General features: G+C 57.0%; 21 protein-coding genes and 2 pseudogenes. 13 read left to right on the top strand and 10 right to left on the bottom strand.

Translation table 11 applies throughout. The features are described 5' to 3' along the window. Positions 1–55: 55 nt before the first annotated feature. The 3 genes from ABCS64_RS04710 to ABCS64_RS04700 are packed head-to-tail and all read right to left on the bottom strand — an operon-like array spanning position 56 to position 1,919. Positions 56–931: a metal ABC transporter permease gene (locus tag ABCS64_RS04710; RefSeq protein WP_418890746.1), complete on the bottom strand. Its 876-nt coding sequence runs from the start codon at positions 929–931 to the stop codon at positions 56–58. Further along, on the bottom strand, positions 918–1,757 hold the full coding sequence (locus tag ABCS64_RS04705; RefSeq protein WP_418890745.1) for a metal ABC transporter ATP-binding protein: 840 nt from the start codon (positions 1,755–1,757) through the stop codon (positions 918–920). The genes ABCS64_RS04710 and ABCS64_RS04705 overlap by 14 nt, the downstream gene beginning before the upstream one ends. A 9-nt stretch (positions 1,758–1,766) precedes the next feature. Next, complete coding sequence (locus tag ABCS64_RS04700; RefSeq protein ID WP_418890744.1) at positions 1,767–1,919, bottom strand: hypothetical protein; 153 nt, start codon at positions 1,917–1,919, stop codon at positions 1,767–1,769. Between the two features lie 639 nt (positions 1,920–2,558). Here ABCS64_RS04700 and tadA point away from each other — a divergent pair. From tadA to ABCS64_RS04685, 3 genes and pseudogenes are all read left to right on the top strand, one after another. Continuing rightward, positions 2,559–3,002 (top strand): annotated as a pseudogene (gene tadA, locus ABCS64_RS04695) (tRNA adenosine(34) deaminase TadA); the annotation flags it as partial. Positions 3,003–3,103: 101 nt separating this feature from the next. Beyond that, a complete protein-coding gene (locus ABCS64_RS04690) occupies positions 3,104–3,610 on the top strand; it encodes a L,D-transpeptidase family protein (protein ID WP_418890743.1) in 507 nt (168 codons plus the stop codon). A gap of 30 nt (positions 3,611–3,640) precedes the next feature. Beyond that, positions 3,641–5,137 (top strand): chloride channel protein, encoded by a 1,497-nt coding sequence (locus ABCS64_RS04685; protein WP_418890742.1) that lies wholly within the window; start codon positions 3,641–3,643, stop codon positions 5,135–5,137. 159 nt (positions 5,138–5,296) lie between these two features. On the opposite strand, the gene ABCS64_RS04680 is transcribed toward ABCS64_RS04685, so the two are convergent. From ABCS64_RS04680 to ABCS64_RS04670, 3 genes are read right to left on the bottom strand one after another with little or no spacing between them, the layout of a single operon-like run. After that, a complete protein-coding gene (locus ABCS64_RS04680; RefSeq protein WP_418890741.1) occupies positions 5,297–5,677 on the bottom strand; it encodes a DUF2784 family protein in 381 nt (126 codons plus the stop codon). Next, a complete protein-coding gene (locus ABCS64_RS04675; RefSeq protein ID WP_418890740.1) occupies positions 5,674–6,951 on the bottom strand; it encodes a DegT/DnrJ/EryC1/StrS family aminotransferase in 1,278 nt (425 codons plus the stop codon). The genes ABCS64_RS04680 and ABCS64_RS04675 overlap by 4 nt, the downstream gene beginning before the upstream one ends. Next, on the bottom strand, positions 6,948–8,483 hold the full coding sequence (locus ABCS64_RS04670) for an FAD-dependent oxidoreductase (RefSeq protein WP_418890739.1): 1,536 nt from the start codon (positions 8,481–8,483) through the stop codon (positions 6,948–6,950). The genes ABCS64_RS04675 and ABCS64_RS04670 overlap by 4 nt, the downstream gene beginning before the upstream one ends. 494 nt (positions 8,484–8,977) lie before the next feature. Here ABCS64_RS04670 and ABCS64_RS04665 point away from each other — a divergent pair. Continuing rightward, positions 8,978–9,325: pseudogene (locus ABCS64_RS04665) on the top strand (type VI secretion system amidase effector protein Tae4); the annotation flags it as partial. Next, positions 9,325–9,783, top strand: a complete 459-nt coding sequence (locus tag ABCS64_RS04660; protein WP_418890738.1) for a type VI secretion system amidase immunity protein Tai4 — start codon at positions 9,325–9,327, stop codon at positions 9,781–9,783. The pseudogene ABCS64_RS04665 and the gene ABCS64_RS04660, both read left to right, overlap by 1 nt. Positions 9,784–9,847: 64 nt before the next feature. On the opposite strand, the gene ygfZ is transcribed toward ABCS64_RS04660, so the two are convergent. Continuing rightward, positions 9,848–11,017: a CAF17-like 4Fe-4S cluster assembly/insertion protein YgfZ gene (ygfZ, locus tag ABCS64_RS04655; protein WP_418890737.1), complete on the bottom strand. Its 1,170-nt coding sequence runs from the start codon at positions 11,015–11,017 to the stop codon at positions 9,848–9,850. Between the two features lie 248 nt (positions 11,018–11,265). Here ygfZ and mltG point away from each other — a divergent pair, with 248 nt between their 5' ends. The 6 genes from mltG to ABCS64_RS04625 all read left to right on the top strand — a co-directional run bounded on the left by mltG (position 11,266) and on the right by ABCS64_RS04625 (position 16,168). Beyond that, positions 11,266–12,321, top strand: a complete 1,056-nt coding sequence (gene mltG, locus ABCS64_RS04650) for an endolytic transglycosylase MltG (protein WP_418890736.1) — start codon at positions 11,266–11,268, stop codon at positions 12,319–12,321. Then, on the top strand, positions 12,318–12,962 hold the full coding sequence (gene tmk / locus ABCS64_RS04645) for a dTMP kinase (protein WP_418890735.1): 645 nt from the start codon (positions 12,318–12,320) through the stop codon (positions 12,960–12,962). Before mltG ends, tmk begins: the two co-directional genes overlap by 4 nt. 139 nt (positions 12,963–13,101) lie before the next feature. Beyond that, positions 13,102–14,175, top strand: coding sequence for a DNA polymerase III subunit delta' (gene holB, locus ABCS64_RS04640; RefSeq protein ID WP_418890734.1), 1,074 nt, complete (start codon positions 13,102–13,104; stop codon positions 14,173–14,175). Between the two features lie 18 nt (positions 14,176–14,193). Beyond that, complete coding sequence (locus tag ABCS64_RS04635; protein ID WP_418890733.1) at positions 14,194–14,562, top strand: PilZ domain-containing protein; 369 nt, start codon at positions 14,194–14,196, stop codon at positions 14,560–14,562. A gap of 59 nt (positions 14,563–14,621) precedes the next feature. Then, positions 14,622–15,404: a TatD family hydrolase gene (locus ABCS64_RS04630; RefSeq protein WP_418890732.1), complete on the top strand. Its 783-nt coding sequence runs from the start codon at positions 14,622–14,624 to the stop codon at positions 15,402–15,404. Beyond that, entirely contained in the window at positions 15,401–16,168 is a 768-nt protein-coding gene (locus ABCS64_RS04625; RefSeq protein WP_418890731.1) for an ankyrin repeat domain-containing protein, read from the top strand. The genes ABCS64_RS04630 and ABCS64_RS04625 overlap by 4 nt, the downstream gene beginning before the upstream one ends. Here the strand turns inward: ABCS64_RS04625 and ABCS64_RS04620 are convergent. The 3 genes from ABCS64_RS04620 to ABCS64_RS04610 form a co-directional block, all read right to left on the bottom strand. Beyond that, positions 16,144–16,491: a hypothetical protein gene (locus tag ABCS64_RS04620; RefSeq protein ID WP_418891883.1), complete on the bottom strand. Its 348-nt coding sequence runs from the start codon at positions 16,489–16,491 to the stop codon at positions 16,144–16,146. The genes ABCS64_RS04625 and ABCS64_RS04620 overlap by 25 nt on opposite strands. Before the next feature lie 28 nt (positions 16,492–16,519). Then, positions 16,520–16,756 carry an FCD domain-containing protein gene (locus ABCS64_RS04615; RefSeq protein WP_418891882.1) on the bottom strand — a complete coding sequence of 79 codons (237 nt, stop codon included), beginning with the start codon at positions 16,754–16,756 and terminating at the stop codon, positions 16,520–16,522. A 184-nt stretch (positions 16,757–16,940) separates the two neighbouring features. After that, complete coding sequence (locus ABCS64_RS04610; protein WP_418890730.1) at positions 16,941–17,150, bottom strand: hypothetical protein; 210 nt, start codon at positions 17,148–17,150, stop codon at positions 16,941–16,943. Between the two features lie 182 nt (positions 17,151–17,332). On the opposite strand from ABCS64_RS04610, the gene manD reads away from it, so the two are divergent. Together manD and yiaK are read left to right on the top strand one after the other, a co-directional pair. Next, positions 17,333–18,538: a D-mannonate dehydratase ManD gene (gene manD, locus ABCS64_RS04605; protein ID WP_418890729.1), complete on the top strand. Its 1,206-nt coding sequence runs from the start codon at positions 17,333–17,335 to the stop codon at positions 18,536–18,538. Positions 18,539–18,583: 45 nt separating this feature from the next. Continuing rightward, positions 18,584–19,603 (top strand): 3-dehydro-L-gulonate 2-dehydrogenase, encoded by a 1,020-nt coding sequence (gene yiaK, locus ABCS64_RS04600; protein ID WP_418890728.1) that lies wholly within the window; start codon positions 18,584–18,586, stop codon positions 19,601–19,603. Positions 19,604–19,874: the final 271 nt, after the last annotated feature.

The raw sequence follows: 19,874 nt of genomic DNA, 5'->3' as shown, positions 1-19,874 counted from the left end.
TCTGCGCATCGCTACGCATGGGTACGACAGGCTGAAAATTTGCGGAACATTGAGGCTAACGTTCAAAATGCCAGCGCGGCCGCAACCGGTCGGCAACAGGCCCGTACGGCCCGGCAAGCAGCGACAGTAAATACACGCCGCCGAGTGCCAGCACAATCGTTGGGCCGGCGGGCAGGTCGGCATAATAGGAAGTCAGCAGGCCGGCCAGCGAGCCGGTCAAGGCGATGCCGCTGGCCGCCAGCAGCAGCGGCATGATGCTGGCCGCCCAGAAGCGCGCGGCGGCGGCGGGGAGAATCATGATGCCGACAGCCATCAGCGTGCCGAGCGCGTGGAAACCGCCGATTAAATTAAGCACCAGCAGCAGCATAAAGCCGTAATACGCCAGCGGCGCCAGCCGGCTGATGCGTGCCAGATGCGCAGGGTCGCAGCAGTCAAACACAATCAGCCGCAGTCCGGCCGCGACGCCAACGAGCGACACCGAAGCCACGACGGCCAGTAGCAGCAAGGTGGCATCGTCGAGCGCCAGTACGCTGCCGAACAGCACATGCAGTAAATCGACATTGTTGCCGCGCGCAGAAATCATCAGTACGCCGGCCGAAAGCGAAATCAGGTAAAACGTGGCGAGACTGGCATCTTCACGGATCACCGAATGCCGTGCGACGCCGCCGGCCAGCAGGGCAATGGCAACGCCGGCCAGTAGCCCGCCAAGCGTCATGGCGGGCAGCGACAGTCCCGCCAGCAGATAGCCTGCCGCCGCGCCGGGCAAAATAGCGTGGGAAATCGCATCGCCCGCCAGGCTCATGCGGCGCAACATCAAAAACACACCGATCGGCGTCGCCCCCAGCGAAAGCGCCAGACAGCCCGCCAATGCGCGGCGCATGAAGCTAAATTCGATAAACGGCGAAATTAGAGGAACATCAGCGAGGCTCATGCGCATTTCTCCGGTTTTCCAGGGGCGAATGTTCGCTGCCGACAACATTGGCACGGCAAATTTCCGCTTCACTGCGGCTGGCTGTTTCACTCGCCGTTTCGGCCAAACGGCGTGCCCGCGCCAGATGGGCTTCGCTGAGAACCTCGGCTGTCGCGCTCCAGGCGACCGCCTCGCGCGCCAGCAGCAAGGTTTGCGGATAATCGCGGCGCACGTGTTCAAGATCGTGCAGGACGCTGACGATGGTGCGCCCCTCGGCGTTCCAGCGTTGAATCAACGCCGCCAGATCGCGCGCGGAACTGGCGTCGATGCCGCTATAGGGTTCGTCGAGCAGCACCAACGGGGAATCTTGCAGTGTCAGTCGGGCAAAACGCGCGCGTTGCAGTTGTCCGCCGGAAAGATGTCCGATCGGCCGGTTTTCCAGCCCCTCCAGCCCAACGGCGGCAATGGCCGCTTCAATGCGTCGTTGCGCCGCTCGGTTAAGGCCGCGGAAAGCGCCGAATTCGTGCCATAGCCCCAAGGCGACGAAATCATGGACGACGATGGGGAAAGCCGTATCGACGCCGGATTGCTGGGTGAGATAAGCAATATTCCGGCGTTCGACGCCGTGTAACCTTACCCGCCCTTCCATCGGCGCAATATCGCCGACGATGCCTTTGAGCAGCGTCGACTTGCCGGCGCCATTTGGGCCGATGACAGCAAGCAGGCTGCCGGCGGCGATGTCGCCGTGCAGATGGTGCACCGCCGGATGCCGCTGATAGCCCAGCGTCAGGTTATCGAAACGCACAATAGGCGGCGCGGCCGGGGCAATCGTTGAGTCAGGTCTCATCGCCGCTCCTCAATCCAGTGCCCAGAAAACACATAACCAGAGCATCAGCAGTGCGCCGGCGCACCAGACCAGGCGCATTGCCGCGCTGGTACGGATCGCCGAATAAGGCAGGCGCCTGTCAGGCGACAGCGCGGACGGGCGAGCGGGAGGGTCTGCATCCATTCGCTTGGGGTTCATTCGATCAGTAGGTTTCGTTTGTGTTTATTTGTTTCTCATTGCTCTTTTGGCGCGCCCCGCACATTTTTCGGCGCAACGAATTTCCAGATCTTGGCCGAGATGAGTCTGAAAGATGGCAGTGCGACTCATCAACATCATGCCATACCTGTCAACAGCAAGTCATTGGTGTTTAGCTGGGCAAGCATTCAGCGGACACTGAGCATGCGGACATTAAGTTTATTGACAAGATGCTGCATCTCTTCTGACTGACCGCATCTGCGCCGTAAGGATCACGTCCGTAAGCGCCGTAAAAGGTGCGCGCGGCGTGAAACGAAGGACAGGCGGGGGCTGTATGGCACATCCCCGCTGTTAAAATAGCGCCGGTGAAATCAATGGCCCACCCGAAGCGGTGGGTCGAAAGCGGGGCGTGCTTTAACAGACGGCAGATGCGATGACGAATGGCGATAGGGCGAGCCAATGCTAGTGCAGAACGATAGCAACCGCCTTAACGACCGCCATAGGAAAAGTTGCGATTGATCGACGATAAACCGGATACACCGTATTGAAACTGAATATCCGCACAGTATTCTTTCTGAGGTGATTCAATTCCACGGTATTGCCAAAACATCAAGACAAAATTCGATGATGCACGACGATTTCTTTATGCGCGAAGCCATTTCCCAGGCGCGTGCCGCCGAGTGCCTGGGTGAAGTGCCGGTGGGCGCCGTGGTCGTGTGCGACGGTCAGATCGTCGGGCGCGGTTTTAACATGCCCATCGGCGAGAATGATCCGACTGCCCATGCCGAAATCATTGCCTTGCGCGATGCCGCACGCCATCTGGGCAATTACCGTTTGCCCGGTTGCCAGCTTTTCGTCACGCTCGAACCCTGCGCCATGTGTGCGGGCGCGATCTTCCATGCCCGCCTTGCCCGCGTCGTTTATGGCGCACGCGATCCCAAGGGCGGCGTACACGGCAGTGCGATTGACCTGTTTGCCGTCGATCGGCTCAATCACCATACCGAAATCACGGGGGGCGTGCTGGCAGAGGAATGTGGCCGCCTGCTTTCCGATTTTTTCGCCATGCGCCGTCATACCGACCATCAGGGTGAAACGCTTGCCAGCGCACTCAACGCCATGCTTCAGGGCATTGAAGAAATCGAGGATGCCGATGGAATCGAGGAAATCGAGCTATGAGAATCCTCGTCTCTCTGGCGGAGCAACATCTCACGCTGTTCGACGAGGCTGGAAGAGCAATCCGAAAATGGCCGGTATCGACCGCCCTGCGCGGTGCGGGTGAGCGGCAGGGCAGTTATTGCACGCCGCGCGGCCGGCATATCATCCGCGCCAAGATTGGCAGCGGGCAGCCGGAGAATGCGGTCTTCGTCGGTCGTCGCCCGACCGGGGAAATTTATACGCCCGAACTGGGCGCCGCCCATCCGGGGCGTGACTGGATTCTGACGCGCATCCTCTGGCTATCCGGCTGCGAACCCGGATTTAACCGGCTTGGCGAGGTCGATACCATGCGCCGTTACATCTACATTCACGGCGCCCCGCCACAAGCCCGAATGGGAACGCCCGGTTCGCACGGCTGCATCCGCATGCATAATGCCGATCTGCTCGAACTTTTTGCACTGACGCCGATATATACGCCGGTCGACATCATCGAAGGTGAAATTTTTCCTGGTGCGGAAAAATAGGGAGGCGTTGGCCGGAAATGAAAGCGCTTTATGAATGCCGACGGGCGTAAAAGCCAAGATCCGGACAGGGGCGCGGATCGTGCGGACGCCATGCGCGCCGAGGCGGAAACTGCCGAGACGGGCAATTCCGATGCAGAAAATACCGCCTCGTTCGACCCGGATGCCCAAGTGATGCGGGCGACGCCTTTGGCGCGGTACGTGGCGCTGATTCAGGCTGATCTGCGCCGGCGCTGGCCGTATCTGCTGGCGCAGTCGCGTGTCTGGCTGGGGCGCAGCGCATTCTGGCTGGCTTCGCTGGCCGTCGGTCTGGCGGCCGTTGGCTTTGCCCTGCTGACCGATAAAGCCGCCCATCTTTTCATCGAATTAACCCGCCGCTATCCGTGGGCCCCATTCCTGATCTCGCCGCTGGCCGGCGCGGGGCTGCTCTGGGTGACGCGGCGCTGGTTTCAGGGGGCGGAAGGTTCGGGGATTCCACAAGTCATCGCCGAACTGCGTCGGCCGTACGCTGTCGTTAATGTCTGGAGGCCACTGGTCTCGCTGCGCATCGCTTTCGGCAAGGTGCTCATTGGTGTTGCTGCGGTAGGCGCGGGCTTTTCCTTTGGGCGCGAAGGGCCGACCGTGCAGGTGGGCGCCTGCCTGATGGCGGCCGCCGAACGCTTTTTGCCGGCGACGCTGCGCATCCAGCGCCACCATCTGCTCGTGGCGGGCGGCGCGGCGGGCATTGCTGCGGCCTTCAATACGCCGTTGGCCGGCATTGCTTTTGCGCTGGAAGAATTATTCCGCAATGTCGAATCGCGCATGTCCGGCGTTCTGATTGCCGCCATTGCGCTTGCCGGAATGCTCGCCAAAAGTTTGCTCGGCGATCACGCCTATTACGGACACGTTTATCTGGCGGATGGCGGACTGCTGCTCGCCGTGCTGGTCTGTGCCGTCGTCAGCGGCGTGGCCGGCGGTCTGTTCGCCCGTATGCTGGTGCTCGGGGGCGCCGGCTGGCGCGGGCCGTTCGCCCGGCTGCGTGCCGAACATCCCTACGTTTTTGCCGCGCTGATCGGCCTGTTCATCGCTACGCTCGGCTGGGTCTGCGGCGGGCTGACCTGGGGCAGCGGCTATACCGAAACCCGTGCGATCCTTGGCGGCCACAGCGATATCCCATGGTTCTTTGGTCTGGCCAAGTTCGTTGCTACCGTTTCCGCCTATCTTTCCGGCCTGCCCGGCGGCATTTTCGCTCCGTCGCTGGCTATCGGCGCGGGACTGGGGCAGAACATCAGCGCGCTGTTTTCTGGCACGCTAATCGGCGCCGTGCTGCCCAGCGCCCTCATCGTTCTCTGCATGGTCGGCTTTCTTTCCGCCGCCACGCGGGCGCCGATCACCGCCTTCATCATCGTCATGGAAATGGTCGAGGGTTACCCCATCGTGTTCGAACTGATGGCCGCCGCCCTGATCGCTTCGACTGTTTCCCGCTTCATTTCACCGCCGCTTTATCTGAGTCTTGCCAACCAGATGATTGACCGCCAGCGCCAAGCCTGACACTTTGCCAATGTCACCGCACCTCGCCAGCCCGCGTATTTAGGGCATCTCCGGGGAGGGTGCCCTGAAGTCCGCGTCAATCGGGCATCTCCAGGCACCTGTCCGGAAACCCTTTATCCACGCGGGTTTCAGAGGCGGTGTCCACAAGCTATTTATCCGTTACCCCAGCAGCCACAGTGTGAGCGATAAGGCCGCAAGCGACAGCGTTACCCGCGTAGTCATTTTGTCTACGCGCGGAGAACTCAGTGTTTTGCCGGTTAGTTTCTGCAGTACGTAGTGGATGTACGTTCCTTCGGGGCGTCCTTCACCGAAGGATTCCTTAAGCTTCCAGTGCATATCCGAAATGGGGCAATAACCGATTCCCAGCCATTGCCCAAGAATAAACCATGAACCCAGGGTCAGTCCGAGCAGGGCAAGATGCAGTTGTCGCAGCGAGGGCAGCGCCCAGCCAAGCAGGGCGAAAAGGATGATCGAAATGTGCACCCCATGAAAGACGACATTCAGAAAGGGGTACAGCGCACGCCCTTTTGGCCGGATCATCTTTTTTCGTCGAAGTGCCGGGCGATTTTGTCAGCGTGCCGAATCACTTTCTCGAATGCCGTTAGATACTGATCCAGCAATTCACGTGAAGCCCAGGGAAAAGAAGGGAGTTTCATCATGCTATCGTTGGCGGCCTCGGTGACGGGAAGTGACACCGACGAATAATCCGGTGTTTGTCCGCCCTGGGGACGCATGACTGCCATGAATGCCCCTTCAGTGAAGAAGGGCTGCTGATGCAGCAGCGGGTAGCGGGGTAGGGCAGCCAGGCAGCCTTCCGCCTGTAGCGCTTTGATGAAAGATTGTTTCGACAAGCCAATCGAAGCGAAATCGGGCCTGACCAAATATTCAAAATAGACCCGTTCGACATGGGGCGGGGGGAGAAAGGTATGAATGCCCAAGGCTTCCAGCCCGGCTGAGAGGTATTGCAGATTGCTGTTGCGAAGTTGATTGTTTTCGGCAAGCCTGGCCAGTTGGGTGCGGGCGATGGCGGCGGAGACAGGCGCAATTCGCGTCTTGATGCCGAAGCTGGTGGCGGCAAAGCGGCGCGCGGGCGTTTCCAGTTCGATGATGCGGGTAATATCGCCAAAGCAGACCGCACGCTCCCAATAATCCCCATCCTTGCACAACAGCATGCCGCCTTCGCCAGCGGGCGCCAGTTTGCCGCCTTGCAGGCTAAACACGGCAATATCGCCCAGGGTGCCGCACGCCTGGCCCCGCCATGAGGCGCCTTGTGCGTGCGATGCGTCTTCGATGATTTTGAGGCGATATTTCTGCGCCAGGGCTTTGATTTCTGTCATTTTTGACGGCATACCCCACAAATGCACGACAACGATGGCCTTGGTGCACGCGGTGATCCTTTTTTCCATATCGACCGGATCGAGACCGAGCCGCTCGGGTTCGCTTTCGCAAAAAACCGGCACGGCGCCTAGCCAGACCAGCGGGAGAACGGATGCCCAAAAAGTGGCCGAAGGCACCAACACTTCATCTCCTGGCTGAAGGCCGATCGCCCAGAAGGCGGCCATCAGCGCCGACGTGCCGTTACAGTGTGCAAGCGCATAGGGCAGACCCGAAAATTCTCGGTAATCCTGTTCCAGTTGACGAATCACGGAATGAGTTGAAATGTCGCCATCACGCAGGATTTGGATGACCGCCCGCTCATCGTCCGTCGTCAGGACGGGCCAGCGGTTGGCGGCCTCCTGATCCAGTGTGACGGCCGGATTGCCGCCAAGAATGGCCGGTCGCTCGGCAGTCGGGGCGTTGGTTAGATGGTTCATGGGATGTGCCTCGATACAGTCTCAGGGAGTTTTGATTCGGTGAACAAGGGGGACAGACTATTCATCATCTTTTTGCGGTAATCGTCAAATAGCCGTGCAGCGCGTTGAGCCTCGCCGCCGGCAATTTCGAGCGCGATGTCTCTGAGTGTCCTGGCATACGCATCATTTTTGCCCAGACCGCCGCACGCCGTCCACTGCGCGATATTGGTTCTGCGCCGCAAGTAGTCCTCCAAGGTGCAACATTGTTCATGTTCAACACTCCAGGCTGGTGAAACAACCGGCTGATCAATGCACGGGAAGCGGGTTTTCCGGACATGCATCTCTCCGTCCGGAACACCGTTGCCGGCTTCCCCCGTCGGCGCAACCGAGCGTTTGATGCGCTGCAGCGCCATTTCTGCCATATGCATGCAACCGGTGAGTTTTCCGCCATAACAGGAAATCCAAGGCTTGTCATGATGCTGGACGATTTCTTGCCGACGCGATAAATCCAGCGGATAGCAATCCAGCGTGTACGATTTATCCACCACTAAAGGCCGTATGCCGCAGCGCACCGAGACAACATCGTCGGCGCCGATCGGTTCACGGTAACGCAAGGCGTATTGTTCCAAGAGAAAGTCGATGTCTTCGCGGGTTGTGGAAAAGCCTTCCTCAATGCCCTGTACGGGCGTTTCGGTCGGCCCCCACAGGGCAATTGGCCCCCACGGCACATGCGTAATGACATCATCCTGATCGTTAAGCTCGAAAAACAGGGAAGAATGATGTTCTCCGGAGCGGGGAAGCCCCAGATACACGCCTTTACTCAAAACGTGACGGAAAGGGGAGTCGATGCCGAACTCGGCGTTAACCCGATCTGTCCAGACCCCGGCGCAGTTGACGACCATTGCCGCCCGGATTTTATGTGTGCTGCCCGACAAAGCATCGGTCAGTTCCAGGTGCCACCGTTTTTCTTTGGTCGCATAGCTTCCATGAGCGTAGCAATAATTGAGGGCAATCTGGCCGGGGGTACGTTGCGCGGCAATCCAGCGAAAAACGAAGCGTGCATCCGATTCATTGAGGAAAGCCTCCTCATAACACAGCGATTTTTGCGCCACACCAGGACGAAGCATCGCCATTTCGGGAAAAGCTGCCTCAATGTACGGCTTGTGTCGACAGCCTACACCCATCAGCCAGTAAAACCATAGCCCGGAATACAGCCACCACGCAGCACGCCGATCTTTGGCCGAGGAAATGAGACGCATCATGGTCGGCTTCATCCAGCTTGCTTTCTGGGCAATCATCCGGTCGCGGTCGTGGGAGAGCTGCAAAACCGTGGAGAAATCAAAATTTTTCAGGTAAAGCAGACCGCCCCAGACCATCATCCCCGAGGACTGGCTCGATCCGGAAGCAAAATCGCCGCGTTCAATCAGCAGAACCTTATAACGATGGCGGCAAAGCGTGTCATACAGGCAAGCGCCATTGACACCGCCGCCAAGAATGGCGACATCGAAATCAGCTTCTTCCTGAAGTCGTTCCCACTGTTGCTGACGTGTCATGCGCTTACACTCCTTCCTGCTGCAGTACCAACAGTTGCAACGGTACAATTGATTTTTCGACTTTATTCGTCATTTTTGCGTAGCCTCTGAAGCTGCGTTTGATGATGTGTGTTTCATTACTACGCTCACCAGGGATTGCAGTAAGCTGACCTGGGACAGCGGTATGCCGAACTCCGTGCGATTCTCGAAAACAGATATTGAAACCAAACTCTTGATTACCTATTATCTAAATAAGTTGTGACAGGAAAAGATACTCATGTGAGATGGTGCATATAATGCAGGATAATCATCGGGAGCTGCGTTATCCCGATTTTTTCTAACTCTTAAAAGTAAGGATAGCAATGAGTCGGCCGTTATTTATTGCCGCTTGGGCGGCTTCTAAGCAAATTTATGACCCTGTAAATCCAACTAATAAAGTAGTAGAGGTGATCGGAGGCAAGGTCGCGTTAAATATTAATAGTCCGGATCCCACACGACGTTGAAAAAATACATGTGCAGTACGCCTAAGTTATATCCTAAATCAGGCAGGCATGCACATTCCCTATATATCAGGACAAACTGTATCTGGCGCAGATAAGCGCTGGTACTTTTATCGTGTCATAAACCTGATCACTTTTCTTAAGCAACGATGGGGGGATGCTGAGATTGTCAAGTACCCGCCATCTGGTGGTGGTACTCTTGCTGGAAAAAAAGGAATAATTATTTTTGAAGTGGCCGGTTGGCAGGAAGCTGAAGGCCATGCAACGTTATTCAATGGTAGTACCTGTTATGACCATTGCTACTTTAATGAACCTGGGGCAAATTATTATACTGATCAGGCGAATTTCTGGAGTCTGTCATAATGAAAAAAACTGTTCGTGTTTTGCTATCGATTGCAGCGTTGATCACATCAAACAGTTATGCAAAAAATGAAGTGGTTACTTCGCCGCAGGCAGGTTCTCGTACATATGCACAGAATTACAAGGATATGGTACTGGCTGAGTGTATTGCTACAGCCTACAAGAGTGAACCCAAGGTAGCTATGGATGCAGGAAGCAGTGCAAGTGCTCTTCAAGATTGGACATACTATGATTGGGATAAAAATCCATATGCCATAGTTAATCATTTAGTAGAAAAATATTTGGCGCGTGACTACCACAATCCATTGGTTGAATCGGAAATCAAGGGGGTTCGATTCGACTTTCTTAAATGTCTGGATATGTATCACAGCAAAGAATTAGACATGTTGGTTAAGCGCGTAGTCATTCATCCAAAGCGCACTTACCGACAAGACAATCCGAAACCGATAAAGCCAAAATAAATACAAACTTCACTAGAGATAGGCAGGCAATAGCAACATGCCTGAATAGAAGTATGCAGCAGTTTTATGCGGATGCCGATTCATCCACGACGGTTTCGACCACATCAATCAGCTTACCTGCCGCGGTGGTCAGTGACGCCGCAGCGGACTGCGCAGCCTGCGCAACGCTGTCTTTGATTACGGCGAGCGCAATGTAACCGGAAAGCCCCTGGCCGTCTGGCGCGGCCTGCACGACGGTGCCGCAGGCTTCCAGGCTATCGGTCGGGTAAATGGCTTCGCCGGCCGAAAGCGGTGTTTCGCTGTGCAGACGATAAAGGCTGCGCTTGACCTTGCCGAGATAGTGCGCGCGGGCAATGATTTCCTGCCCCGGGTAGCAGCCTTTGTTGAAGCTGACGCCGCCGATTTTGTCGAAGGCGAGCATCTGCGGCACAAAGGCATCCCGCGTCGCGGCGGTAATCCAGGCCACGCCTGTTTGCACGTCGAGACGCTGCCAGGCGGAAATGCCCGCAGGACGGGCGCTTCCGGCCAACGCATCAAACAGCGCGGGTGCGGCGGTGGTTTCGGCAGCAATGATGCAGCGTGGCCATTTCGCATCAGCGGCGTCATGGCTGCCATGAGCGCTGTTCGTGCCGTCGATGTCACCGAGGCGGATAACCGTGGCCGTTGTGCCGGCAATTGTCGTCATGGGCCGGTCGGGCAGGGCGAGGCCGGCGGCGTGCAGCGCGGCTTCTGCCTGCATGCCGGCCAGCCCTAACAGGACGTGGCTGCCGGATAGTGCATTAAGCCGGACTTTCGCGCGCAGGATGTATTTTCGCAACCCGGTCAGTGTGGCCGTGCACAGGTCGGCAGCGAGCAGGGCGCGGAAACCGGCGCCCTGACGGTAAAGAATGAAGCTGGCCAGCATGCGTCCTTGCGGCGAACACCAGGCCGAATGCTGTGCGCCGTCAGTAGGCAGGTGCGCCACATCGTTCGTCGTCAGGTTTTGCAGAAAACTTTGCACGTCCTCGCCCGTGCAGTCGAGCAGGGCAAGGTGGTTGAGTGGAACCAGCAGTGTGCCATGGCGTGCGGCCGTCAGATCTGCCAGTTCTGGTTGGCCAAAATCCGCAATCTGCGCTCCATTTTCGCGCGCGCCGCGTGTCCGCAGAAAGGCGAGCCATTCGGAATTGGGCTGTGTATCGGTTGGGGCGTTATCCGTCATGTTCATGGGAATTTTCGTAAGGCTTTCGGTGTTCATCGGTTTTCCTTCGGTATGGAGTAGTGAGGCGGAAAGAATCCTCCATTTTTTCAATTTCGACTGGAGCGCCCGCCGTCGGTTCCATGCGGCTTCGTCCGGTGCGGCGTGTCTCGCGGAGAACCTTTCGGCTATCATAGCGCCGCTGTCAATGTTTCTAACGCAGCAAAAGCGATTCGCTTTGCCATTTGTGTTTGCCACTTTTTCGCTACTGCTACTTTATCTGGCCTATCGATACCGGTTTTGATTACATGCTGAAATTTCTCAAATTCCTGTTGAAGCTGTGCCTGTCGGGCGTCATGATCGGCGTGCTTGCAGGCAGCGCGCTCTATTGGTACGTGACTTCACCCTTGTCGCTGCCGAGTGAGCGGGTCGAATTCCAGGTATCGCCCGGCAGCAGCCTTTGGCGCGCGGCGCAGGACATCCGTGCCGCCGGCGTCGGCATCGAGCCGCGTGTGTTTGCCGCACTGGGCAAATTTAGAGGCGCCGAAGCAGCCATCAAGGCGGGGAATTATGAAATCGCCCGTGGAATCAATGCCCTGGATCTGCTGGACAAACTGACGCGCGGCGATGTGTTGATGGCTGAAATTACATTCGTCGAAGGCATCACCTTCCGTCAGTTGCGCGAGAAGCTGAACGCGCACCCGGATATTCGTCACGAAACACAAGGTTTGCCGGAGGCCGAAATCATGCGCCGTGTCGGCGCCCCGGAAACATCGGCAGAGGGCGGCTTTTTTCCGGATACCTACCGATTCTCAAAGCAGAGCCGTGATATCGATATCCTGACGCGTGCCTACCATGCCATGCAGCGTCATTTGGCGCGCGAATGGGCTGAACGCGATGCGGGATTACCTTATACCAATGCGGCACAGGCGCTCGTGATGGCCTCGATCATCGAAAAAGAAACCGGGCGCGATGCGGATCGACCAATGATCGCGGCCGTTTTCGTCAACCGTCTGCGCCGGAACATGCTGCTGCAAACCGACCCCAGCGTCATTTATGGCCTGGGCGAAGCGTTTGACGGCAACCTGCGCAAGCGCGACCTGACCGCCGATACGCCATATAACACCTATACCCGTCCCGGTCTGCCGCCGACGCCGATCGCCATGCCGGGGCTGGCATCCCTGCGCGCAGCGCTGCATCCGGAGGACGATCCGGCGCTGTACTTCGTCGCACGCGGCGATGGTTCCAGCCATTTTTCGCAGACGCTCGAAGAGCACAGTCAAGCTGTCAACCGCTATCAGCGTGGACGGCGTGAAGTGCCGTCGGCACCGGCGCAGCAGGGGAGTGACGAAGGGAAGCCATGAGCCAGATGCAGCAAAAACACGGAGAACCGCAAGGCAAATTCATTACCTTTGAAGGAATCGATGGCGCCGGCAAGAGCACCTGCATCGCGCATGCCGCAGAACTGCTGCGGCAGTGCGGCAAGCGCGTTGTCATCAGCCGCGAACCGGGCGGCACATCGTTGGGTGAAAAACTGCGTGAACTGTTGCTGCATGAGACGATGCACCCAGAAACCGAGGCATTGCTGATGTTTGCCGCGCGCCGGGAGCATCTGGCGCAGGTTATCGAACCGGCGCTGGCACGCGGTGATTGGGTCGTTTGCGACCGTTTTAGCGATGCCAGCTATGCCTACCAGGGGGGCGGCCGTGGTCTCGATGCGGCAAAGCTCTTTGAACTGGAGCGATGGACGCATCCGCATCGACAACCCGATCTGACCTTTTTGTTTGATGTGTCTCCCGACGTTGCCGGGCAGCGGATTGCAGCGCAAGGCAGGGCGCTTGACCGTTTCGAGCAGGAAAAACGTGATTTCCATGCGCGCGTGCGTGCAGCGTACCTTGAACGTGCTGCCGCCCAGGCAGGGCGCATTTTTGTCATTGACAGTGGCCGTGCTAGGGAAGAATCTGAGAAAATACTTGATGAAAAGCTTTTATCATTATGTTTATAAATAGTTTTTATAAATTTTTGATTGCTGATTATTATCGTGATTTTTCAATTCTCAATCTTCCAATAATTTCTGATCCATTTTCTTTTAACTTAAAGTATTTAATTAAAAATAGTTTTTAAGCTATTGATTGATAATTATTATGGATATAACCGACCTGCATGCTGAAGTGTGGGGCACACTCGATGCCTGGCGAGAGCGTCTGCCGCATGCCTTATTGTTGGCCGGTCAGCGCGGTATCGGCAAGTTTGAGCTGGCGCGTCGTTTTGCCGAATCGCTGTTATGTGAACAGCCAACGCCGACGCATGATGCCTGTGGTCAATGCCCGGCTTGTGGCTGGCTGGCGCAGGGCAATCATCCCGATTTTCGCTTGCTGCAACCGGAAATCTTTGCCAGCGAAGCAGCGGATGCCGACAATATCTCCAGCGTGGCGGCCGACACTGCGTCCAACACTTCAAACGGTGTTAGAAAAAAGTCGCCCGGACAGCAGATCACAATCGATCAGGTACGCGCACTTGATGATTTTCTGCATATCGGTACGCATCGCCACGGTCGCCGCATTGTACTCATTCACCCTGCTGAGGCCATGAACCGGGCGACAGCCAATGCCTTGCTCAAATCGCTGGAAGAACCCGCATCGGGCACGCTGTTCATTCTGGTGAGCGACGAATCCGAACGGCTGCTGCCGACGATTCGCAGCCGCTGCCAGGTGTTGTCGGTGCCGCTGCCCGCTACCGATCGGGCGCTTGCCTGGCTGCGGCAGTCGGGCGTACAGGATGGCGAGCGCTGGCTGGCGCTGGCCGGCGGCTCTCCCTTGTTGGCAGCGCGTCTGGAATCCCGTGAAGAACGGGTGCTGCTCGACGCGCTGCTAGCCGAAATCACGCACGCATCGGCGTTTGACCCGCTTGCGGCAGCAGCAACGCTCGACAAGGTTGTTAAGGCGGATAAACGCCCCTTGCCGCTGAAGCGTTTGATCGACTGGATGCAGAAATGGCTGCTTGATCTCGCGCTGGTCGGCCTTGCGCAGACACCGCGCTATTTCGTCGCGCAAGCGGCAATGCTCGAACGCCTGGCGCGGACAACGGATGCCTTCCGGCTGTTGGCATTCCAGCGGAAAGCGCTACAATACCGCATGCAATGTGAGCAACCCGTGAATAGTCGCCTGTTTCTTGAGGCGTTTTTCCTAAATTACGCGGCGACGTTCACCCCTTCCTGAAAACATCCGAGATTATTCATGGCGACCAGTTCTGCAAATCTTTCGAGTCCGCGTTCCAAGGTTCTTTCGCTGAACATCAATTCAAAGTCCGCGCTGTATGCGGCGTATATGCCGATTCTGAAGAACGGGGGAATTTTCATTCCGACGACGCGCCAATACAATATTGGCGACGAGATCAATATGTTCCTCACGCTGATGCACTCCCCGGATCGCCTGCCAATTGCAGGCACCGTTGTCTGGGTCACGCCGCCTGATGCGCAAAACAGCAAGACGCAGGGGATTGGCGTGCATTTCAGGAACGACGAAAGCGGCTTGGAGGCCAAGCGAAAAATTGAAGGACTGCTGGGCGGCGTGATGCAATCGACGCGCCCGACGCATACCCTGTAGCGTCGTCGCGTATAGCCCCCGACAGATTTGAATTCTATACACGTATCGTCTGCGACCGCATGCTGATCGACTCGCACTGCCACCTCCATTTGCCCGATCTGGCTGGCAAACACGCAGAAATTTTTGCAGAAATGGCGAAAAATGGGGTTGGCGGAGCCATTTGCGTTGGCGTGACGATCGAAGATTTCCCCAGCATCCTGGCGTTGATCGAACGCCACCCGAACCTGCTGGCGACGGTGGGCGTACATCCTGAAAATACGGACGTTCAGGAAGCGTCCTTGCCCGCGCTGTGCGAACTGGCGCAACATCCGGATGTCGTCGCCATCGGCGAAACCGGCCTGGATTATTACTGGCACAAGGATCGCCCGGAATGGCAGCGCGAACGTTTCCGGACGCATATCCGCGCCGCGCGTGAGCTGGGTAAACCGCTGGTGATCCATAACCGCGAAGCGACGGAAGATATTCTGCATCTGCTGGTTGAGGAGCGGGCAGATGAAGCGGGGGGCGTCATGCACTGTTTTACCGAGAGCTGGGAAATGGCGCAAAAATTTCTCGATCTGGGCTTCTACCTTTCCCTCTCTGGAATCGTCACCTTCAAGAATGCGGCGCAGGTCAAAGAAGTCGCCCGCAAAGCGCCGCTCGATCGCCTGCTGGTGGAAACGGATTCGCCGTATCTGGCTCCCGTACCTTATCGTGGAAAGATCAACCAGCCCGGTTACGTCAGATACGTGGCCGAGGAAATCGCCCGTTTGCGCGACATCGCTTTTGACGAAGTAGCACGCACCACGACCCATAATTGCTTCCGGCTGTTTCCTGCGGCCAGAAAGAAAATCACGCTATGAAACAATTCCGCTACGCCGCCGCATCATCCCTCGCGCGATCCTGTCTAGCGCGCTTCTTGTTTCTATCGTGCCTGACTGCGCTGCCGCTATCGGCGCAGGCAGGCGCTTACGAAGACATGGAAACGGCGATGATTCGCCGTAATACGTCCGATGTCATCGACCTGCTTAAACGCGGCATGGATGTCAATACGGTCGATCGCCAGGGCGATACGCTGCTTATTCAGGCCGTGCGCGAAGATATGCCCGAATTATTCGATGCGTTACTGAAACGGCGCCCGCGCCTGGATTTCCGCAATCGTAGCGGCGAGACAGCGATCAGTATCGCGGCCTATCTCGGCAAGCTGGAATATGTACGGCAGCTCGCCGAGGCAGGCGCAAGAATTGACTTTCCGGGGTGGCCGCCGCTTGCTTACGCGGCATTTAACAATCACCCGCAAGTTGTTGAATATCTAATAGAAAAGGGTGCAAACGTTAATGCCAGAACGGAAACGGGCGCAACGCCGCTTTTCCTCGCTGCGCGTTATGGGCACACGGATATTGTCAAGCTGTTGCTGAAGCATCACGCTGACCCATCGATTGCCGATCAGCGCCAGGAAACGGCAATCGATGCGGCGCAAAAGGCCGAAAATAACGGGGCAACCATTGAGCTTCTCCGGGCAGCGGGCGCCCGCTCGGGCAAGGACAAGGACAAGGACGCGGGCAAGGATAACGAGCCCGAGGCGCAGCCGCAGCCGCAACCTCAACCCGCCGCTTCGCCAACCTGATCGCAGGCGCCGCCAACGAAAAGGGCAGGTAGGGCGGGTGCTCGGAAGCCCGCGCGAATAGGGCATTTCCAGCCCACCCTCCCGGAAACCCGCGTGGATAAAGGATCTCCGGGCAGGTGCCCACCAAATGCCCTATTTACAAGGGTTTCCGAGCACCTCCTTGGAGAAGCCCTGTCTATAAGGGGCTCCGGGCGCCTCTCCGGCGATGCGCTATCCAGGCCGTCAAGCTGTTCTGCGCGATGCAAACATATCCGGGAATTTCCAATTTTCTGGATGTGCGTGCGGACGGTGGCGGATGCCGCGTCCGGATCGCCCGATTCGATCGCATCGACAATTCGCTCGTGCGTTCAATCAGCAGGGGAATCGGTGTCGATCATCGAGGTTCAGGTAGCGGGTGCGATCCCTCTGCGCCTTGATGTTTTCGATAGTCCGCCAGGCGTAGGCACGCCCCGCGGACAGGGCCAGCGCACGGTGGAACTGTTCGTCGAACGCCAGAAATTCGGCATTATGGCCACGCTGGAACTGGCGCTGCTGTCGTAGGATTTTTCGCAACATGCGTATCGCTGCGGGAGCGGCCGATGCCGCCAGATCGGCAACGATGGCTACTTTAATGGCTTCCCGAACTTAATGGCTTCCCGAACAAAGCCGGCGTCAAGCACGTCCTCGACGGAAATCTTGACAACGAAGATGCCGCGCTGCGGTTAAATGACCACTAAGCGTTCTTCTGCCAGTTGAATGATGGCCTCGCGCACGGTTGTCGGCTCATTGACAATTATCGTGCGACCTTCGCTGTGGACAAGGTATGGTCAGGCAGGAGCTCGCTGCCGATCACGGCATTGCGCAGACGACGATAACGCCGGACACGGATCGAGAACGGACCATTTTGTGTGCTTTGTAGATTTTTCCATGCGCCGGTGGGAGAGAGCGTGAGTGCCATGGCTGGGAACGGTGCGTCAATATCACGGATAATGTTAAAGCCCATCAAAAAGGCTGGATATTTTGAATAGCCGTGGTAGGCTGGCAGACGTTAAGCGGATGTGGTTCCAGTGAGTTGTTATCCGGTTTGACCCGGCTTATTCGGTGTATCGATATTGGTCATTGACGAGACCATTTCGTTTTTTAGCCGGTTCATTTTTTTCATTGACACGCGCGAAAGGAAATCCAGTGAAAATTGCCAAAGCTGAAGTCATCGTTTGTTGCCCGGGGCGCAACTTCGTTACGCTGAAATTGACAACCGATGATGGCGTGACCGGATTGGGCGATGCGACGCTCAACGGACGTGAGCTTTCCGTTGCTTCCTACCTCAAGGATCATATCTGCCCACTGCTGGTCGGCCGTGATGCGCATCAGATCGAGGATACCTGGCAGTATCTCTATCGGGGGGCTTACTGGCGGCGCGGGCCAGTGACGATGTCGGCAATCGGCGCGGTCGACATGGCGCTGTGGGATATCAAGGGCAAGGTTGCCAATCTTCCTGTTTATCAACTGCTGGGCGGCGCTTCGCGCGAGCATGTGATTGCCTACAGCCATGCCACTGGACGGGATATTCCGGAAACGCTGGATGCTTTTGCAAAATATAAAGAAAAGGGCTTCAAGGCGATCCGCGTCCAATGTGGTATTCCGGGCATGAAGTCAGTCTATGGCGTTTCCAAGGGCGGCGCGTATGAGCCGGCGACCAAGGGCTGGCCGGAAGAACAGTCCTGGTCTTCGGAAAAATATCTGAATTACGTTCCCCAGCTTTTTGCTGCCGTGCGTGAAAAATTCGGCTTCGATATTCATCTGCTGCATGACGTACATCACCGTCTGACGCCGATCGAGGCGGCGCGTCTGGGTAAGGAAATCGAGGATTACCATCTGTTCTGGATGGAAGACCCGACGCCGGCAGAAAATCAGGAGGGCTTCCGCCTGATCCGCCAGCATACGACGACGCCGATCGCCGTCGGTGAAGTGCTCAATACCATCTGGGATTGCAAGCAATTGATTGAAGAGCAGTTAATTGACTATATCCGCATGACCATCACGCACGGCGGCGGGCTGACGCATATGCGCCGCGTGGCCGATTTTGCTGCGATGTACCAGGTGCGTACCGGCTGCCACGGGCCATCCGATCTGTCGCCGGTCTGCATGGGGGCGGCATTGCATTTCGACCTTTGGGCGCCAAATTTCGGCATGCAGGAATACATGGGCTATCACGAACAGACGATGGAAGTCTTTAAATGCGCCTGGTCATTCAATGATGGCTTCATGCACCCAAGCGACACGCCGGGTCTGGGTGTTGAGATCGATGAAAAACTGGCTGCCAAATACCCCTATGAGCCAGCCTATCTTCCGGTTGCACGGCTGGAAGATGGCACCCTATGGAACTGGTAGGCGTTACCCGGCATCCATCGGCACTCTCAACACCGGAGCATTCCCATGCGAATCCCTTTTGAAACGATGTGCGAAACCGTCACGCAGGCTTTTATCAGAGCGGGCATGTGTTCTGAAGATGCAAGCGTGTGTGCCCGGGTTCATACCGAGTCAAGCTGCGACGGTGTGTATTCGCATGGCCTTAATCGTGTTGCCCGCTTTGTCGATTACCTGCAACGGGGCTGGGTCGACGCTGCAGCCAAGCCCATTGAAGTTAAAAAACTCGGCGTCATCGAGATCTACGACGGGCAGCGCGGTCCGGGTATCCTCAACGCGCTTTTTGCGACCGACCGCGCGATGACAATTGCCGCTGGGCACGGTATCGGAGTCGTCACATTGCGCAATACCACGCACTGGATGCGCGGTGGGTCCTATGGCTGGAAAGCTGCGGATGAGGGGTATGTCGCTATCTGCTGGACGAATACGGAATCCTGCATGCCGGCCTGGGGCGGTAAAAATACACGGCTCGGCAACAATCCCTTCGTGATGGCCGTGCCGCGGCAGAAAGGCCATATCGTTCTCGATATGGCCATGTCGCAGTACTCTTATGGCAAGTTACAGGTGACACGTCTCAAAGGCGAACAATTGCCGTACCCCGGCGGCTTCGATGCTGATGGTCGGCTAACTTCTGAACCGGGCGCCATCGAGCAAACCATGCGCATTCTACCGACTGGTTACTGGAAAGGTTCGGCGTTCGCCATTGTGCTCGATACGCTGGCGGCTGTGCTCTCAGAAGGGCTGGCGACGAACGAGATCGACAAGATCCAGCGCGGCAGTTGCACCGGCTGTTCTCAGGTATTCATCATCATCGATCCGCGCCAGCTTGGCGGCGCCGAGTTTTCCAACCGGGTCGCCAATGGCGTTGCAGAATACGTCAACGGTTCGATTCCTGCGGAAGACGTCGGATCAGTACGCTATCCCGGCGAATCGACGCTGCAGAAACGTCTCGAACAACGGGAGAAGGGCATTCTCGTCGACGAAGGCGTTTGGGCCGAGGTACAAAAACTGGCTGGAATCGCGGCGTAACCCTCCAGGCGGCAAGCTGTATCTACAGCGATCAAGCGGCCGTAGCAGATTACGCAATTAAAAAATACGGGAGCCGACAGCTCCCGTATTTTTATATGCCCGGACATTCCTGGAAAACAGGCAAAAATATTGCCGGCAGCCCGTTGCCATGGGTATTGCCATGAGCATCTTGCAGCCATGAAGCAATGTTGTTAGAGTGCCGACAAGCTTTCAAGGCGGCTGCTTTTGTAGTTGTGGCGTATGCCTGAGCCTTCGGCTCTGTCGCCCATCA

The sequence above is a fragment of the Dentiradicibacter hellwigii genome, assembly GCF_041770905.1.
In the GTDB taxonomy this organism is placed as follows: Bacteria; Pseudomonadota; Gammaproteobacteria; order Burkholderiales; family Rhodocyclaceae; genus Propionivibrio; species Propionivibrio hellwigii.
Note: the sequence above shows the minus strand (reverse complement) of the source record. Positions and strands in the feature narration are given on the sequence as shown.

What these genes read in the sequence shown, in the direction of transcription:
- ABCS64_RS04710 (WP_418890746.1), bottom strand. Translation starts at nt 931, where the DNA reads ATGAGCCTCGCTGATGTTCCTCTAATTTCGCCGTTTATCGAATTTAGC.
- ABCS64_RS04705 (WP_418890745.1), bottom strand. Translation starts at nt 1,757, where the DNA reads ATGAGACCTGACTCAACGATTGCCCCGGCCGCGCCGCCTATTGTGCGT.
- ABCS64_RS04700 (WP_418890744.1), bottom strand. Translation starts at nt 1,919, where the DNA reads ATGGATGCAGACCCTCCCGCTCGCCCGTCCGCGCTGTCGCCTGACAGG.
- ABCS64_RS04690 (WP_418890743.1), top strand. Translation starts at nt 3,104, where the DNA reads ATGAGAATCCTCGTCTCTCTGGCGGAGCAACATCTCACGCTGTTCGAC.
- ABCS64_RS04685 (WP_418890742.1), top strand. Translation starts at nt 3,641, where the DNA reads ATGAATGCCGACGGGCGTAAAAGCCAAGATCCGGACAGGGGCGCGGAT.
- ABCS64_RS04680 (WP_418890741.1), bottom strand. Translation starts at nt 5,677, where the DNA reads ATGATCCGGCCAAAAGGGCGTGCGCTGTACCCCTTTCTGAATGTCGTC.
- ABCS64_RS04675 (WP_418890740.1), bottom strand. Translation starts at nt 6,951, where the DNA reads ATGAACCATCTAACCAACGCCCCGACTGCCGAGCGACCGGCCATTCTT.
- ABCS64_RS04670 (WP_418890739.1), bottom strand. Translation starts at nt 8,483, where the DNA reads ATGACACGTCAGCAACAGTGGGAACGACTTCAGGAAGAAGCTGATTTC.
- ABCS64_RS04660 (WP_418890738.1), top strand. Translation starts at nt 9,325, where the DNA reads ATGAAAAAAACTGTTCGTGTTTTGCTATCGATTGCAGCGTTGATCACA.
- ygfZ (WP_418890737.1), bottom strand. Translation starts at nt 11,017, where the DNA reads ATGAACACCGAAAGCCTTACGAAAATTCCCATGAACATGACGGATAAC.
- mltG (WP_418890736.1), top strand. Translation starts at nt 11,266, where the DNA reads ATGCTGAAATTTCTCAAATTCCTGTTGAAGCTGTGCCTGTCGGGCGTC.
- tmk (WP_418890735.1), top strand. Translation starts at nt 12,318, where the DNA reads ATGAGCCAGATGCAGCAAAAACACGGAGAACCGCAAGGCAAATTCATT.
- holB (WP_418890734.1), top strand. Translation starts at nt 13,102, where the DNA reads ATGGATATAACCGACCTGCATGCTGAAGTGTGGGGCACACTCGATGCC.
- ABCS64_RS04635 (WP_418890733.1), top strand. Translation starts at nt 14,194, where the DNA reads ATGGCGACCAGTTCTGCAAATCTTTCGAGTCCGCGTTCCAAGGTTCTT.
- ABCS64_RS04630 (WP_418890732.1), top strand. Translation starts at nt 14,622, where the DNA reads ATGCTGATCGACTCGCACTGCCACCTCCATTTGCCCGATCTGGCTGGC.
- ABCS64_RS04625 (WP_418890731.1), top strand. Translation starts at nt 15,401, where the DNA reads ATGAAACAATTCCGCTACGCCGCCGCATCATCCCTCGCGCGATCCTGT.
- ABCS64_RS04610 (WP_418890730.1), bottom strand. Translation starts at nt 17,150, where the DNA reads ATGGGCTTTAACATTATCCGTGATATTGACGCACCGTTCCCAGCCATG.
- yiaK (WP_418890728.1), top strand. Translation starts at nt 18,584, where the DNA reads ATGCGAATCCCTTTTGAAACGATGTGCGAAACCGTCACGCAGGCTTTT.